Origin of the sequence: Xenophilus azovorans DSM 13620, assembly GCF_000745855.1 — a bacterium.
GTDB lineage: Bacteria > Pseudomonadota > Gammaproteobacteria > Burkholderiales > Burkholderiaceae_C > Xenophilus > Xenophilus azovorans.
The window spans coordinates 15,664-29,936 of record NZ_JQKD01000042.1 but is presented as its reverse complement, the minus strand read 5'-3'; the positions used below and the strand labels follow the sequence as shown (position 1 = coordinate 29,936).

At 71.7% G+C, this 14,273-nt stretch carries 16 protein-coding genes; 11 read left to right on the top strand and 5 right to left on the bottom strand.

Annotated features, from left to right (window positions below):
* Window positions 1–18: 18 nt before the first annotated feature.
* Window positions 19–591 carry a dihydrofolate reductase family protein gene (locus Q392_RS20200; RefSeq protein ID WP_038211590.1) on the top strand — a complete coding sequence of 191 codons (573 nt, stop codon included), beginning with the start codon at window positions 19–21 and terminating at the stop codon, window positions 589–591.
* 18 nt (window positions 592–609) lie between these two features.
* Here the strand turns inward: Q392_RS20200 and Q392_RS20195 are convergent, their stop codons facing one another.
* Both Q392_RS20195 and Q392_RS20190 read right to left on the bottom strand, forming a co-directional pair.
* Window positions 610–1,035: a YbaY family lipoprotein gene (locus Q392_RS20195; protein ID WP_038211588.1), complete on the bottom strand. Its 426-nt coding sequence runs from the start codon at window positions 1,033–1,035 to the stop codon at window positions 610–612.
* Window positions 1,032–3,047 (bottom strand): acetoacetate--CoA ligase, encoded by a 2,016-nt coding sequence (locus Q392_RS20190; protein ID WP_038211587.1) that lies wholly within the window; start codon window positions 3,045–3,047, stop codon window positions 1,032–1,034. The genes Q392_RS20195 and Q392_RS20190 overlap by 4 nt, the downstream gene beginning before the upstream one ends.
* A gap of 121 nt (window positions 3,048–3,168) precedes the next feature.
* Between Q392_RS20190 and Q392_RS20185 the strand changes: the two genes are divergently transcribed.
* The 7 genes from Q392_RS20185 (at window position 3,169) to fahA (ending at window position 9,549) form a co-directional block, all read left to right on the top strand.
* Window positions 3,169–3,909 (top strand): TetR/AcrR family transcriptional regulator, encoded by a 741-nt coding sequence (locus tag Q392_RS20185; protein ID WP_038211584.1) that lies wholly within the window; start codon window positions 3,169–3,171, stop codon window positions 3,907–3,909.
* Complete coding sequence (locus tag Q392_RS20180) at window positions 3,906–4,850, top strand: ABC transporter substrate-binding protein (protein ID WP_038211619.1); 945 nt, start codon at window positions 3,906–3,908, stop codon at window positions 4,848–4,850. The genes Q392_RS20185 and Q392_RS20180 overlap by 4 nt, the downstream gene beginning before the upstream one ends.
* Before the next feature lie 16 nt (window positions 4,851–4,866).
* Window positions 4,867–5,703, top strand: a complete 837-nt coding sequence (locus Q392_RS20175; protein ID WP_038211582.1) for an ABC transporter ATP-binding protein — start codon at window positions 4,867–4,869, stop codon at window positions 5,701–5,703.
* 178 nt (window positions 5,704–5,881) lie between these two features.
* A complete protein-coding gene (locus Q392_RS20170) occupies window positions 5,882–6,610 on the top strand; it encodes an ABC transporter permease (protein ID WP_425425190.1) in 729 nt (242 codons plus the stop codon).
* The gene (locus Q392_RS20165; protein ID WP_038211580.1) at window positions 6,607–7,383 is read left to right on the top strand and encodes an ABC transporter permease; all 777 of its coding nucleotides are present in this window, start codon (window positions 6,607–6,609) and stop codon (window positions 7,381–7,383) included. Before Q392_RS20170 ends, Q392_RS20165 begins: the two co-directional genes overlap by 4 nt.
* Window positions 7,384–7,411: 28 nt before the next feature.
* Window positions 7,412–8,221 carry a cyclase family protein gene (locus tag Q392_RS20160; protein ID WP_038211578.1) on the top strand — a complete coding sequence of 270 codons (810 nt, stop codon included), beginning with the start codon at window positions 7,412–7,414 and terminating at the stop codon, window positions 8,219–8,221.
* Window positions 8,218–9,549, top strand: a complete 1,332-nt coding sequence (gene fahA / locus Q392_RS20155; RefSeq protein WP_038211577.1) for a fumarylacetoacetase — start codon at window positions 8,218–8,220, stop codon at window positions 9,547–9,549. Before Q392_RS20160 ends, fahA begins: the two co-directional genes overlap by 4 nt.
* Here the strand turns inward: fahA and Q392_RS20150 are convergent.
* Window positions 9,546–10,310, bottom strand: coding sequence for an SDR family oxidoreductase (locus Q392_RS20150; protein WP_084217236.1), 765 nt, complete (start codon window positions 10,308–10,310; stop codon window positions 9,546–9,548). The two genes, fahA and Q392_RS20150, sit on opposite strands and share 4 nt — an antisense overlap.
* A 99-nt stretch (window positions 10,311–10,409) precedes the next feature.
* On the opposite strand from Q392_RS20150, the gene Q392_RS20145 reads away from it, so the two are divergent.
* Window positions 10,410–11,306, top strand: a complete 897-nt coding sequence (locus Q392_RS20145; RefSeq protein ID WP_211260261.1) for an AraC family transcriptional regulator — start codon at window positions 10,410–10,412, stop codon at window positions 11,304–11,306.
* Window positions 11,307–11,315: 9 nt separating this feature from the next.
* Here Q392_RS20145 and Q392_RS20140 read toward each other — a convergent pair whose 3' ends face one another.
* On the bottom strand, window positions 11,316–11,756 hold the full coding sequence (locus Q392_RS20140; RefSeq protein WP_038211572.1) for a MaoC family dehydratase: 441 nt from the start codon (window positions 11,754–11,756) through the stop codon (window positions 11,316–11,318).
* Window positions 11,757–11,893: 137 nt separating this feature from the next.
* On the opposite strand from Q392_RS20140, the gene Q392_RS20135 reads away from it, so the two are divergent.
* Together Q392_RS20135 and Q392_RS20130 are read left to right on the top strand one after the other, a co-directional pair.
* Window positions 11,894–12,478, top strand: coding sequence for a nucleotidyltransferase domain-containing protein (locus Q392_RS20135; protein WP_038211570.1), 585 nt, complete (start codon window positions 11,894–11,896; stop codon window positions 12,476–12,478).
* Entirely contained in the window at window positions 12,462–12,884 is a 423-nt protein-coding gene (locus Q392_RS20130; protein ID WP_038211568.1) for a hypothetical protein, read from the top strand. The genes Q392_RS20135 and Q392_RS20130 overlap by 17 nt, the downstream gene beginning before the upstream one ends.
* A 42-nt stretch (window positions 12,885–12,926) precedes the next feature.
* On the opposite strand, the gene boxA is transcribed toward Q392_RS20130, so the two are convergent.
* A complete protein-coding gene (gene boxA / locus Q392_RS20125; RefSeq protein WP_038211567.1) occupies window positions 12,927–14,201 on the bottom strand; it encodes a benzoyl-CoA 2,3-epoxidase subunit BoxA in 1,275 nt (424 codons plus the stop codon).
* Window positions 14,202–14,273 lie beyond the last annotated feature (72 nt).

Genomic DNA, 14,273 nt, shown 5'->3' with positions numbered 1-14,273 from the left:
GGATCGCTGCGCACCGCCATGACGACCCAGTACTACACCGCCGCGAGCCTGGACGGCTTCATCGCCACCGAGGACGACGCCCTCGACTGGCTGTTCCCGCTCGGCGACATCAACGACACGGGCTACCCCGCGTTCATCGCCGAGGTCGGCGCGCTGGCGATGGGGGCGAGCACCTACGAATGGATGCTGCGGCACGCGCAGGCGGTCGCCGACCAGACCGGCTCGGCCTGGCCGTACAGCCAGCCGGCCTGGGTGTTCTCGCACCGGACGCTGCCGGCCGTGCCGGGCGCGGACCTGCGCTTCGTGCGCGGCGACGTGCGGCCCGTGCACGACGCCATGCGCGCCGCCGCCGGCGGCCGCAACCTGTGGATCGTCGGCGGCGGCGACCTGGCCGGCCAGTTCCACGACGCCGGGCTGCTGGAGGAGATCATCGTCCAGGTCGGCTCCGTCACGCTGGGCAGGGGCAAGCCGCTGTTTCCGCGACGGCTCACACAGCCGCCGCTGGTGCTGGTCTCGGCCAGGCAGATCGGCACGGGCTTCGCGGAACTGCGCTACCGCGTTCCGGCGAAGCCGCCGGCGGGCGGCGCCTGAGCCGGCACCTCGCCTGGGTCAGCGCGCCGGCACGCGCACGAGCATCAGGTCCGCCGTCTCGCCCGCACCCTGGGTGAGCACCGGGTACGCCGTGTCGCTGATGAAGAGCAGCCGGCCCGCCAGCTCGACGCGCGCCGCGACGGTGCAGCGCATGCGCGGGTCGAGGCGCGCCGCGTCCACCGCGAGTTCGAAGGCGAAGGGCGGCTGGCGGCCACCGGTGCGCTGGCGCTGCTCGGCCAGTACCACGGCGGGCGCGTCGGCGCGCGAGACGTCCAGCACGCGGACGATGAGTTCCGCCTCCGGCGGCACGGCGATGCGCTCGCGCCAGGCGACGCTGCCGCGCACCACGCGGCTGGCCGGGGCCGAGGCGGGCGGTGTGCCGCAGGCGGCCAGCATCGACGCGGCGGGCACGGCCGCGCAGAGCGCACGGCGCCGGCGGTTCATGCCTTCGCCCCCGCGGCGCCCGCCAGGTGCCGCGCCGCCAGGTCCACGTACCAGTCCAGGCAGCCCGGGTTGGCCATCGCCTCCCGGTTGACCACCTTCTCGATCGGCTGGCCCAGCAGCAGCTTCTTGATCGGCAGCTCCTGCTTCTTGCCCGAGAGGGTGCGCGGGATCTCGGCGACCTGGAAGATGTCGTCGGGCAGGAAGCGCGGCGACAGGCTGGCGCGGATGGCGTCGCCCAGCTTCTTCTTCATCGCGTCGTCCAGCGCCACGCCGGGGCGCAACACGACGAACAGGGGCATGTAGCTGTCGCGGCCCAGGTACTCCAGGTCGACCACCATCGAGTCGAGCACCTCGGGCAGTGCCTCGACCGCGTTGTAGATCTCGCTGGTGCCCATGCGCAGGCCCTGGCGGTTGATGGTGGCGTCGCTGCGGCCGTAGATGACGCAGCCGCCGTCGCGGCCGACCTTGAGCCAGTCGCCGTGGCGCCACACGCCGGGATAGGTGTCGAAGTAGCTGGAGAGGTAGCGCGCGTTGCCCGGGTCGTTCCAGAAGTACAGCGGCATCGAGGGAATGGGCTCGGTGCACACCAGCTCGCCCACCTCGTCCACCACGGGCTGGCCGTTCTCGTTCCACGCGTAGACGGCGGCGCCTAGGAAGCGGCACTGCATCTGGCCCGGCACCTCGGGCAGCTCGCGGTTGCCACCGACGAAAGCGCCGCAAAAGTCGGTGCCGCCCGAGATGTTGCACCACCAGGGATTCGGCGCGCCGGCCTCGCGCAGCTGCGCGCTGCCCCATCGCTGCACGTCCTCCGCCAGCGGCGAGCCGGTGCTGCCCAGCACGCGCACCTGCGACAGCTCGCCGCATTCGCGCGCCTGCACGCCGGCCTTCATGCAGTTGGTGAAGTAGGCCGCACCGGCCCCGAAGAAGGTGACACGGTGGCGCGCGACGAAGCGCCACAGCACCGACCAGTCGGGCTGCTCCTTGCTGTGCGCAGGGTGGCCGTCGTAGATGACGCAGGTGGTGCCCGAGACCAGCCCCGCGAGCTGCGCGTTCCACATCACCCAGCCGGTGGAGCTGTACCAGTGGAAGCGCTCGCCGAGGCTGTTGGCCGCGTAGCTCGCTCCCGTGTCGTAGTGCAGTTGCGAGACCGCCATCGACAGCAGGATGCCGCCCTGCCCGTGCACGATGGGCTTGGGCAGGCCGGTGGTGCCGCTGGAGTAGACGATCCACACCGGGTGGTCGAAGGGCAGCCACTCGGGTGCGAAGGCGGCCACCTCGGCGCCGCCGCGCGACGTGGCGGCGGCCCAGTCGATGTCGTGCGGCACCTCGACCGCGGCGTAGGGCGTGCGCAGCAGCAGCAGCTTCTCCACCGTCGGCAGTTGCGAACGCAGTTCCCGCAGCACGGCGCTGCGGTCGATCGCCTTCTGCCCGTAGTGCACGCCGTCCGCCGCGATCAGCACCTTCGGCTCGATCTGCCTGAAGCGGTCGGCGACGGCGGCCGTGCCCATGTCGGGCGCGCACACGCTCCACACCGCGCCGATGCTGGAGCAGGCCAGGAAGGCGACCATCGTCTCCGGGATGTTGGGCAGGTAGGCCGCCACGCGGTCGCCGCGCTGCACGCCCATGCCCTTGAGCGTGAGCGCGACGGAGGCGACCTGGCGCTTCAGCTCGGGCCACGACAGCTCGCGCACCTCGCCGCGCTCGTTCTCGCTGATGACGGCGGGCAGCCCGGCCGCATGGGCCTTGTCGACGTGCTTGAACACCTCGTGCGCGTAGTTGACCTGCGCGCCGGGGAACCACACCGCGCCGGGCATGCGGCGCTCGGCCAGCACCGCCGTGTGCGGCGTGGGCGACTGGATGCCGGCGTAGTCCCACAGGCTCTGCCAGAAGGCGTCGAGGTCGGTCACCGACCATTGCCACAGGGCGTCGTAGCTGTCGAAGGCGAGGCCGCGCGTGTCGCGCAGCCAGTTCTGGAAGAGGCGGATCTGGGGGACGTAGGCAGGAGCGGTCATGGCGCCAGGGTAGTGCGGCGCAGCAGGGCGCTCAATGCGGATTCCCCCGGGCACCGTCATCTGCGCGACTTCGGGTTTGCACGCGTGTACAAGTCTTTTGTACAGACGTTCAATATATGCCATGAACGCTCGGCCGCCCACCGTGCCACGCCCTACGCGCCGCGCCCGCGCCGCCTCGGCCGAGCCGCGCCCGGACCGCCGCCAGGCCATCCTGCTGGCGGCCGAGAAGCTGTTCGCCCGCCACGGCTACCACGCGGTGAGCATCCGCCAGATCGCCGACGAGGCCGGCGTGCCGCTGGCGCTGGTGGGTTACTACTTCGGACCCAAGAACGAGCTGTTCGAGGCCATCTTCGCGCACTGGAACCACACCATCGAGGAGCGCCTGGCCGCGCTGGCCGCCGTGCGCATCGACCCGGCCGACGCGCGCACGCTGCCGCGCATCATCGAGGCCTTCACCGCGCCGGTGCTGGCGCTGCGCGCGAGCAGCGAGGGCGAGTACTACGCGCTGCTGGTGGCGCGCGAGCTGTACCACGCGACGCCCGAGGCCGACCAGGTGCTGCGCCGCTACTTCGACCCGCTGGCCACCGCCTTCATCGACGCACTGCACCGCGCCCTGCCGCATGCCACGCGCGGGCAGGTGGCGTGGGGCTACCAGTTCGCGCTCGGCGCGCTGCTGCACCACCTGACCGACACGCGGGTGGAGCGCCTCTCGGGCGGCGAGGACCACGCCGCCGACCCGGCCGCCGGCGCGCTGCTGGTGAACTTCATCGTCGGCGGCCTGCGCGCCGCGCTGCCGCGGCCGCGCGCCGGCCGTGCCGCCGCCACGCCCCCCAAGAAGACCATCCCACGGAGACAAGCCTGATGAAACGACGCACCGCCCTCACCGCGCTCGGCGCGGCCTCGCTCGCCGCCGCCCTGCCCGTCCGCGCGCAGGGCACGACGAAGATCGTGTTCGGCTACACCGCGGTGACCGACTTCGCCTCGGTCTTCGTGGCCAGGGAAGAGGGCTACTTCGGCAAGCGCGGGCTCGACGTGGAGCCGAAGTTCATCCCGCTGAACTCCACCATCCCTGCGGCGCTGCAGTCCGATTCGCTCACCATCGGCGGGCCGACGCCTTCGGTCTTCCTGCAGGCGGTCGACGGCGGTCTCGACCTGGTGCTGGTGGCCGGCGGCGGCCTCACCTCCAAGACCATCACCGGCTTCGGCCTGGTGGCGCGCGCCGGCTCGGGCATCAAGACCGCGCAGGACTGCGTCGGCAAGAAGATCGGCGTGCCGGGCCTGGGCGCCTTCCTGCACGTGACCTTCCGCGCCTGGCTGAAGGACCAGGGCGTGGACTACCGCAAGGTCAACTTCGTGGAAGCCGCCTTCCCGCAGCATGCGGACCTGCTGCGCGGCGGCTCGGTCGACGCGGTGGTGTCGGCCGACCCCTTCATGAGCCGCATCACCGAATCCGGCGCGGGCTACGTGGCCAGCTACTACTCGACCTTCCTGCCCGAGGGCAACCAGACCATCGTGCACGCCGCGCGGCGCGACTGGGCCGAGAAGAACCCGCAGGCCGTGCGCGCCTTCCGCGAATCGCTGCTGGAGGCGGCCGCCTTCATGCAGCAGCCGAAGAACGACGCGAAGGTGCGCGCCGCGATCGGCAAGTACATCAAGCTGCCGCCGGACGTGCTGGCCAAGGTGCAGATCTCGCCGCCGGGGCCGGTGGTGACGGACAGGCAACTGGCCTACTGGGTCGGGCTGATGAAGGACCAGGAGATGCTGAAGTCCGCGCCCGACGTCGCCCGCCTGATCGCCCGCTGAAGCGCGCCGGCCGACCATGGGTGCCTCGGACTTCGTGACGGCCCGCGCCGCGGCCGCGGATTCGCCTTCCGGCCATGCGGCCGCGCCGCTGCTGCGCTTCGATGCGGTGAACATCCGCCTGGGCGGGCGCGAGATCCTCTCGCCCACCAGCTTCGACGTGGCGCGCGGCGAGTTCGTGTGCATCGTCGGTGCCAGCGGCTGCGGCAAGACCACGCTGCTGCGCGCCGCCAGTGCGCTGGTCGTGCCCAGCGGCGGGCGCGTGCTGCGCCACGGCGTGCCGGTGACGCAGCCCTCGCGCGAGATCGCCTTCGTGTTCCAGGACTACGGCCGCGCGCTGCTGCCCTGGCGCACGGTGGAAGGCAACGTGCGCCTGGCGCTGGAGGCCGCGCACGTGCCGGCCGCCGAGCACGCGGCGCGCGCGGCCGAGGTGCTGGCGAAGGTGGGCCTCGCCGCGCATGCCGGCAAGTTCCCGCTGCAGCTCTCGGGCGGCATGCAGCAGCGCGTGCAGATCGCACGCTGCCTCGCGCAGCGGCCCGAGCTGATGCTGATGGACGAGCCCTTCGGCGCGCTGGACGCCCTCACGCGCCAGGGCCTGCAGGACGAGCTGGCGCGCCTGGTGCGCGAGGACGGCCTGACGGTGATCTTCGTGACGCACGACCTGGAGGAAGCCATCTACCTGGGCGACCGCGTGATCGCGCTGCAGGCCAACCCCGGCCCGGGCCGGCCGAGCCTGGCAAGGATGATCGAGGTGGCGATCCCGCGGCCGCGCGACCAGCTCACGACGCGCGAGCATCCCGAGTTCCTGCGCCTGCGGCGCGAGCTGTTCACCTTCATCGAGCAGGGCCATGCCTGATACGGCGCCGCGTTCAGCCCCACCCACCGTTCACGCTGAGCCTGTCGAAGCGCCGCGCGAGGCTTCGATCCTTCGACAGGCTCAGGACAGGCCAAGCTCAGCCCGAACGGCTCCTGGTTCATCGAGCGCGAATCCGCATGGGCGGCGCAGCCTCCTCGCGCGCCTGCGGCCGTGGGTGGTGCCCGCCGTGCTGCTGCTCGCCTTCGAGCTGTACGCGCGGCACGCGGCGGCGCTGGGCAGCGATGCGCTGGCGCCGGTGAGCGCGGCCGTGAAGGCCTTCGCCGGCGCCGCGATGGACGGCTCGCTGTGGCAGGCCACCGCCTTCACGCTCGGTACCGCGGCGCTCGGCCTTCTGGTGGGTGGCGCGCTGGCGCTGGCCGGCGGCATCGCGCTGGGCCTGTCGCCGCGCGCGGCGCGCATGGGCTTCATGACCACCGAGCTGCTGCGCACGGTGCCCTCGGTGGCGCTGATCCCGCTGGCGATGCTGATGTTCGGCTTCGGCGTGCGCATGGAACTGGCGATCGTCGCCTTCGCCACCTTCTGGCCGCTGCTGCTGCTGGTGCAGGCGGCGGTGCGGCAGGTGGAGCCGCGCCTGCTGGAAGTCAGCCACGTGCTCGGCCTCTCGGTGCACGAGCGGGCCGTCAAGATCGTGCTGCCGGCCATCGCGGCGCGCCTCTTCGTCGCCTTGCGCCTGGGCGTCGCGGTGGCGCTGGTGGTGGCGGTGACGGTGGAGATCGCCGCCAACCCGCACGGCATGGGCTACGCCATGATGATCGCGCAGCAGAGCTTCGACCCGGCGCTGATGCTGGCCTGGCTGGGCTGGATCGGCGTGGTGGGCTATGCGGTCAACGCCGGCATGCTGCGGCTGCAGCAGCGCGTGGCGCGGCGCATGGGAGCCGCGGCATGAAGGCCGCGGCGCGCGGCGGCTGGCTCGGCTCGGCGCTGGTGCTGGCCGCGCTGGTGGCGCTGTGGTGGGCGGCCAGCAACGGCGGCTGGGTCAGCCGCGTCTTCCTGCCCACGCCGCAGGCCACCTGGGCCAGCCTGGCCGAAGGCTTCAACTTCACCGGCAGCGGCCACGGCGAGTTGGCCGCATGGACGCGCGACACGGTGGCGCGCATGCTGCAGGGCTGGCTGCTGGCCTCGCTGCTGGGCGTGGTGCTGGGCGTGCTGATCGGCGCCTCGGCCGCGGCGCGCGCCTGGCTGCAGCCGATGCTGGAATTCATCCGCCCGCTGCCGGCCTCGGCCGTGCTGCCGCTGGCCATCTCGATCTTCGGGCTGAGCCCGCGCATGGTGCTGGCGGTGGTGGCCTTCGGCGCGATGTGGCCGGTGCTGCTGGCCACGGTGCACGGGCTGGCGACGGTGGACGCGCGGCTGGCCGAAGCCGCGCGCTGCCTGCAGCTGTCGCGCGCCGCCTTCATCTTCAAGATCGGCCTGCCGCACGCGCTGCCCGACATCCTGGCCGGCACGCGGCTGGCGCTGACCATCGCGCTCATCGTCGCGGTGGTGGGCGAGATGATCGCCTCGCAAGGCGGGCTGGGCCAGGCCATCCTGCTGGCGGCGCGGGCCTTCCGCGCCAGCGATTTGTTCGCCGGCATCGTGCTGTTGGGGCTGATCGGCTTCGCCAGCAACGCGCTGCTGGCCCTGGCCGAACAACGGCTGCTGCGCTGGCAGCGGCCCTGACACCGAACCCACGAAGGAGAGAAGCGCCATGCCCCGCCGATTCGTCGACCTGTCCATCTTCCTCGAGAACGACGTGATGAGCGACCCGCCCGCCTTCGCGCCCAAGATCCAGTACTTCACGCACGAGCACACCTTCGAGCAGATCGAGCCCTTCTTCCCCGGGCTGAAGAAGGAGGACCTGCCCGACGGCGAGGGCTGGGCGGTGGAGCTGGTGCAGCTCTCGACCCACAACGGCACGCACCTGGACGCGCCCTACCACTTCCACTCCACCATGGACAAGGCGCTGGGCCGGAAGAAGCCCGCCATCGCCATCCACGACGTGCCGCTGGAATGGTGCTTCCAGCCCGGCGTGAAGCTGGACTTCCGCCACTTCGCCGACGGGTATGTCGTCACCGCCGCCGACGTGGAGGCGGAGCTGGCGCGCATCGGCCACGAACTCAAGCCGCTGGAGATCGTGGTGGTGAACACCCGCGCCGGCTCGCGCTACGGCCACGACGACTACGTGAGCGCCGGCTGCGGCATGGGCTACGAGGCCACCATGTACCTGCTGGAGCGCGGCGTGCGCCTGACGGGCACCGACGCCTGGAGCTGGGACGCGCCCTTCGTGCACACCGCGAAGAAGTACGGCGAGACGCACGACGCATCGCTGATCTGGGAAGGCCACAAGGCCGGCCGCGACATCGGCTACTGCCACATCGAGAAGCTGCACAACCTGGAGGCGCTGCCGCCTCATGGGTTCTTCATCAGCTGCTTCCCGCACAAGATCCGCGGCGCCTCGGCCGGCTGGACGCGGGCGGTGGCGATCTTCGACGATGCCTTGATGGGAACGGCAGCATGAGCACGGCACTGAACCATACGCACGACCCCACCGCGCGCAGTTGGGTGGACAGCGCCAACGCGGAAGGCAGCGACTTTCCGATCCAGAACCTGCCCTTCTCGGTGTTCCGGTGCAAGGGCTCGCAGGAGGCCTTCCGCGGCGGCGTCGCCATCGGCGACCAGGTGCTGGACCTGGGCGCGCTGGCCGGCGCGGGCCTGCTCGACGGCGCGGCGCAGCAGGCCGCGCAGGCGGCGGTGCAGCCCGAACTCAATGCCCTCTTCGCGCTCGGCGCCGGTGCCTGGCGCGCGCTGCGGCACGGCGTGTTCGCGCTGCTGAAGGAGGGTGCCGCGCAGGCCGACACCGTGCGCGCCTGCCTGGTGCCGCAGGCCGAAGTCGAACATGCCCTGCCCGCGCGCGTGGGCGACTACACCGACTTCTACACCTCGCTGGACCACGCGCTGAACATCACGCGGCTGATGATCCCCGACGGCGACGTGACGCCCAACTTCCGCTGGCTGCCGATCGCGTACCACGGCCGCGCCTCCACCCTGGGTGTGAGCGGCCAGCGCTTTCGCCGGCCGATGGGCCAGGCGCTGCCGCCCGGCGGCCGCACGCCCGTCTACCAGCCCTGCGCCAAGCTCGACTACGAGCTGGAGCTGGCGATCTGGGTCGGCACCGGCAACGCCGCCGGCGAGCCGATCCCGCTGGCGCGCGCCGAGGAGCACATCTTCGGCATCGGCCTGCTCAACGACTGGTCGGCGCGCGACATCCAGATGTGGGAGATGGCGCCGCTGGGCCCCTTCCTGGCGAAGAACTTCGCCACCACCGTCTCGCCGTGGATCGTGACCATGGAGGCGCTGGCGCCCTACCGCACGCCCTTCCCGCGCCCCGCCGGCGACCCGCAGCCGCTGGCCTATCTCGACGACGCGGCGCAGCGTGCCGCCGGCGGCATCGACATCCGGCTGGAGGTGTGGCTGGAGAGCGAGCAGGCGCGGCGCGGCGCGAAGGGCCCGACGCGCCTGTCGGCCACGAGCTTCCGCCACCAGTACTGGACGCCGGCGCAGATGGTGGCGCACCACACCGTCGGCGGCTGCGCGCTGCAGCCCGGCGACCTGTTCGGCAGCGGCACCGTCTCCGGCCCCGGCGCGGGCGAGGCCGGCGCCATCATCGAGCTGGCGCGCGGCGGCCAGGCGCCGGTGGCGCTTTCGACCGGAGAACGGCGCGCCTTCCTCGAAGACGGCGACGCGGTGATCCTGCGCGGCTGGTGCGAGGGGCCGGGGCACGCGCGCATCGGCTTCGGAGAGAGTCGCGGGCAGGTGCTGCCGGCGATCGCCGCGCCGGCACGCTAGCCCTCGGCGCCCGCCGCCGCATGGCGCTGCGCCAGCGCCACGGCATCGGCCCCGGCGGGAAAGCGCAACTGCCCGGCCGTGTCGTTCACGGCCCGCCAGACGCCCTCGGCCACGTCGGCCTCGGTCGTCACGGCGGCCGCCTGCGTGAAGCCGGCGAAGACCGATTGCGCGAAGGGCCCGTAGGCCTCGGGGATCAGCCCTTCCATGCGCGAGGCGCCGTTGTGGGCGAAGCGCGTGGTGGGGCCATAGCCCGGCTCCACGAGCCTGACGCGGATGCCGAAGCCCGCCAGTTCGTGCGCCAGCGAGCCGGTGAAGCCTTCGATGGCCGTCTTGCTCGCGGTATAGGCCGCCACCAGCGGCATCGGCGCTAGCGTGGCGCTGGAGGTGACGTTCACCACCACGCCCGAGCGCCGCGCGCGGAACTGCGGCAGCACGGCCTGCGTCATCGCCATGACGCCGAAGGTGTTGGTCTCGAACACGTCGCGCACCGTCGCCATCGGCGTCGCCTCGAAGGCGCCGAAGAGGCCGATGCCGGCGTTGTTGACGAGCGCGTCGATCGGCCCGCTGGTCTCCAGTGCGGCCGCGATGCTCTCGGGCCGGGTCACGTCGAGCGGCAGCACGCGCAGGCGCGGCGAGGCGGGCAGCAGGTCCTGGCGCGGCGCGCGCATGGTGGCGACCACTTGCCAGCCCTGGCCGAGAAAGCGGCGGGCGGTCTCCAGGCCATAGCCCGAGGAGCAGCCGGTGATGAGGACGGTCTTCATGTGCTTCATGGAAGGTTGGTTTCGATGAAGCAACGATAGGCCTCGGTCTTCGGACTTTCTACAATGAAGCGTCCACATTTGATTTGCCATCGTCCAGACATGGGCGACCCGCTGTCGGAGATCGTCACCCTCCTCAAGCCGCGCACCGTGTTCGCCAAGGGCATCAGCGGCGCCGGCCGCTGGGGCGTGCGGTACGCCGAGTTCGCGCAGCCGAGCTTCTGCGCAGTGCTCGAAGGCCGCTGCCTGCTGGCCGTCGAGGGCCAGCAGGCCTGCACCCTGGAGGCAGGCGACTTCGTCTTCCTGCCGGCCACGCCCGGCTTCACGCTGTCGGGCTTCGAGGCGGTCACGCCCCTGCGCATCGACCCGAAGGCGAGCGCCTCGCCGGCCCGCGAGGTCCGCCACGGCAGGCGCGGCGGGCGGCCCGACGTGCGTCTGCTCGGAGGCTACTTCCTCTTCGATTCGCCCGACACGGCGCTGCTGGTGGCGCTGCTGCCGGTGCTGGTGCACGTGCGCGGCGTCGGGCGGCTCTCGACGCTGGTGCGGCTGGTCGGCGACGAGTCGCGCCAGCGGCGGGCCGGCCGCGAACTGGTCCTCACGCGGCTGGTGGAGGTGCTGCTCATCGAGGCGCTGCGCGCCGCGCCCGCCGCGGACGCCCCTCCCGGGCTGTTGCGCGGCCTCGCCGACACGAGGCTGTCGGCCGCGCTGCGGCACATGCACGCCGACCCCGGCCGGCCCTGGACCGTGGCGCAGCTCGCGAAGAAGGCGGCGCTCTCGCGCTCTGCCTTCTTCGAGCGGTTCACGCACGCGGTGGGGCTGCCGCCGATGGAATACCTGCTCGCGTGGCGCATGGCGGTCGCCAAGGACCTGCTGCGGCGCGGCGAGGCGGGCATCGCGGCCGTCGCGGAGCGGGTCGGCTACGGCTCGGCGAGCACCTTCAGCACGGCCTTCCGCCGCCACGTGGGCGAACCGCCGGGGCGCTACGCGCGCCAGACGTGAAGTGAATCGTCAGGGCGCCGCCAGCCGGAACAGGCTGGTCACCTCCGTGTCCAGCACCTCGGCCCCATGCTGGTTGAACAGCCGCCAGCGCCAGCGCAGGATGCCCAGGGTCGGCTTGCTCTCGGAGCGGCGCGCCTCGATCACCTCGGCGCGCAGGCGCAGCAGGTCGCCGGGCCGCACCGGGTTGGGCCAGCGCACGTACCGCAGGCCGGGCGAGGCGAAGGACTCTGAGCCCTCCAGCGCCGCCTGCACCACCAGCCGCATGGCGATGGCGCAGGTGTGCCAGCCGCTGGCGATCAAGCCGCCGAAGATGCCCTCGGCGGCGGCCGCGGCCTCGGTGTGGAACCACTGCGGGTCCCACTGGCGCGCGAAGCCGGTCAGCTCGTCCTCGGTGACCTGATGGGGGCCGGCCTCGATGACCTGGCCGGCGAAGAAATCGGCAAAACGCATGGGATGTCAGCTTAATGTCGGAGGATGGTGACGACCCAACCCAGAATGGGCATCTACCAACCCATTCTGGGCATAATGTGCCCGTCATGGGAACAGACCTGTCCTCGTCTTCGAAGGCGCCGCCGCCGGCAGGCGGCATGAGCCTGGCAGATGCCTTGTTCACCGGCACCCAGCAGCGCGTCCTGGCCGTTCTGTTCGGACAGCCGCAACGCGCCTTCTACGCCAGCGAGGTCATCGCCCTGGCCCGCAGCGGTTCGGGCGCGGTGCAGCGTGAACTGGCGCGCCTGGCGCAGAGCGGACTGGTCACCGTGCAGCAGTCCGGCCGGCAGAAGTACTACCAAGCCAATCCGCAAGCGCCGATCTACGAGGAACTGCACGGCATCGTGCAGAAGACGGTGGGTCTGGCCGGGCCCTTGCGCGCCGCGCTGGCGCCGCTGGCCAGCCGGATCCACGCAGCGTTCGTCTTCGGGTCCGTGGCGAAGCGGCAGGACACCGCCAGCAGCGACGTGGACCTGATGGTGGTCAGCGACGCGCTGAGCTACGCCGATCTGTTCGGCGCGCTGGAGTCCGTAGGCCGGCAACTGGGCCGCCCCGTGAACCCGACGATCTACACGCGCGAGGAACTGGCGCGTCGCGTCGTGCGCAAGGACGCATTCGCCACCCGCATCCTGCAGCAGCCGAAGATCTGGTTGATGGGAGACGAGCATGCCTTCAGCGTTTGAGAATCTGTGCGGCCCCAGCAAGCCGCTGCGGGCAGAGCCACCCGATGCGGTGGAGTTCGGGGGCCTGCTGCGTTCCGGGAAAGCCCGGCTGGCCGATGCCGGTACCCGCACCCTGTCGCTCGAAAGCCGCTTCGACCTGGCCTACAACGCCGCCCATGCGCTGAGCCTCGCCGCTCTGCGCTGGCACGGGTACCGCTCGGGCAACCGCTACATCGTTTTCCAGATGCTGCCGCACACGGTCGGACTCGGCCCCGAGGTGTGGCGTGTGCTGTCCAAGTGCCACGACATCCGCAACCTCGGCGAATACGAAGGCGACCTGAACATCGACGAGCGCATCGTGGCCGACCTGCTGACGGCCTGCCGTGCCGTCGCGGCCAGGGTGGAAGCGCTCGCGCCACCCGAATAGCAGCGCCTGCATGGACGCGCAGGCCCGGGCACGGTTGCCGGTTCAGTACGTCTCCAGGTGCAGCCGCCCTTCCTGCTTGAGCTGCGCGGCCACGCTCTCCCAGTTCAGCCCGGCGTCGTTGGCGACGTCGCGCAGCGCCAGCACCACGCCTTCCTCCATGCTCTTGAGGCCGCACACGTAGAAGTGGCTGGCGCCGTCCTGGAGCAGCGCCACCAGGTCGGCGGCGCGCTCGCGCAGGCGGTCCTGCACGTACTTCTTCGGCTGGCCGGGCATGCGCGAGAAGGCGAAGTTGATGTCGATGAAGTCCTTGGGCAGCGACTGCAGCGGGCCGAAGTAGGGCAGCTCCTGCGGGGTGCGCGCGCCGAAGAAGAGCATCAGCTTGCCGCCCTCGAACTTGCCGCTCTTGCGCAGGCGGCGGCGCCACTCGGTCATGGCCCGCATCGGCGCGCTGCCGGTGCCGGTGCAGATCATGACGATGTGCGACTTCGGGTGGTTCGGCATCAGGAAGCTGCTGCCGAAGGGGCCCACCACCTTGACCTCGTCGCCCACCTTCAGGTCGCACACGTAGTTGGAGCAGATGCCGCGCACCGGCTGGCCCTGGTGGTCCTCGGTGACGCGCTTCACGGTGAGCGACAGGTTGTTGTAGCCCGGCCGCTCGCCGTTGCGCGCGCTGGCCACCGAGTACTGGCGCGGCTGGTGCGGCCGGCCCAGCGCGTCCAGGCCCGGCGGGATGATGCCGATGGACTGGCCCTCCAGCACCGGGAAGGGCATGGCGCCGAAGTCGAGCACCACATGGTGCGTCTCGCTGTCGAAGCCGGCCTCGGTGCAGTTGAAGTTGCCGGTGACGGTGGCGACGACCGGGCTCTTGGGCGCGTGCAGGTTGGTGTACGGATGCGCGGCCGACCACGGCGGGCGCGTGGCGCCGTAGCTGGCGGAGTTGAACGGCGCGGTGCCGGGCTCGGCGGGCTGCGGCTCGGGCATGGGGGGCGCGGCGACGGCCACCTCGTCGGCGGCGACGCCCTCGGCGGCCAGCTGGTCGGGCGTCAACTCGGCCGGCAGTTCGTCCCAGGTGAGCTGCTCCTCGATGCTGTAGGCGCGGACCACCGGCATCGTGCGCCAGTTGTCGATCGAGCCGGTCGGGCAGGGCGAGATGCAGGCCATGCAGCTGTTGCACACATCGGCCCGCACCACGTAGTTGCGGTCGTCGTGGGTGATCGCGCCGACCGGGCAGGTGGCCTCGCAGGTGTTGCAGCGGATGCAGATCTCGGGGTCGATCAGGTGCTGCCTGATCACCGCCGCGTCGACAGCCATGTCCATCGTGTCTCTCCTTGTGGTGCGGCGCGCGCCCCTCCTCCTTCGTGCAGGCGGGGCGGCGGCGCGTCAGCCGAC

Bases quoted from the DNA above. Each gene is read 5' to 3' on its own strand.
- Q392_RS20200 (WP_038211590.1), top strand. From the start codon at position 19: ATGACGACCCAGTACTACACCGCCGCGAGCCTGGACGGCTTCATCGCC.
- Q392_RS20195 (WP_038211588.1), bottom strand. From the start codon at position 1,035: ATGAACCGCCGGCGCCGTGCGCTCTGCGCGGCCGTGCCCGCCGCGTCG.
- Q392_RS20190 (WP_038211587.1), bottom strand. From the start codon at position 3,047: ATGACCGCTCCTGCCTACGTCCCCCAGATCCGCCTCTTCCAGAACTGG.
- Q392_RS20185 (WP_038211584.1), top strand. From the start codon at position 3,169: ATGAACGCTCGGCCGCCCACCGTGCCACGCCCTACGCGCCGCGCCCGC.
- Q392_RS20175 (WP_038211582.1), top strand. From the start codon at position 4,867: ATGGGTGCCTCGGACTTCGTGACGGCCCGCGCCGCGGCCGCGGATTCG.
- Q392_RS20165 (WP_038211580.1), top strand. From the start codon at position 6,607: ATGAAGGCCGCGGCGCGCGGCGGCTGGCTCGGCTCGGCGCTGGTGCTG.
- Q392_RS20160 (WP_038211578.1), top strand. From the start codon at position 7,412: ATGCCCCGCCGATTCGTCGACCTGTCCATCTTCCTCGAGAACGACGTG.
- fahA (WP_038211577.1), top strand. From the start codon at position 8,218: ATGAGCACGGCACTGAACCATACGCACGACCCCACCGCGCGCAGTTGG.
- Q392_RS20150 (WP_084217236.1), bottom strand. From the start codon at position 10,310: ATGAAGACCGTCCTCATCACCGGCTGCTCCTCGGGCTATGGCCTGGAG.
- Q392_RS20145 (WP_211260261.1), top strand. From the start codon at position 10,410: ATGGGCGACCCGCTGTCGGAGATCGTCACCCTCCTCAAGCCGCGCACC.
- Q392_RS20140 (WP_038211572.1), bottom strand. From the start codon at position 11,756: ATGCGTTTTGCCGATTTCTTCGCCGGCCAGGTCATCGAGGCCGGCCCC.
- Q392_RS20135 (WP_038211570.1), top strand. From the start codon at position 11,894: ATGAGCCTGGCAGATGCCTTGTTCACCGGCACCCAGCAGCGCGTCCTG.
- Q392_RS20130 (WP_038211568.1), top strand. From the start codon at position 12,462: ATGCCTTCAGCGTTTGAGAATCTGTGCGGCCCCAGCAAGCCGCTGCGG.
- boxA (WP_038211567.1), bottom strand. From the start codon at position 14,201: ATGGACATGGCTGTCGACGCGGCGGTGATCAGGCAGCACCTGATCGAC.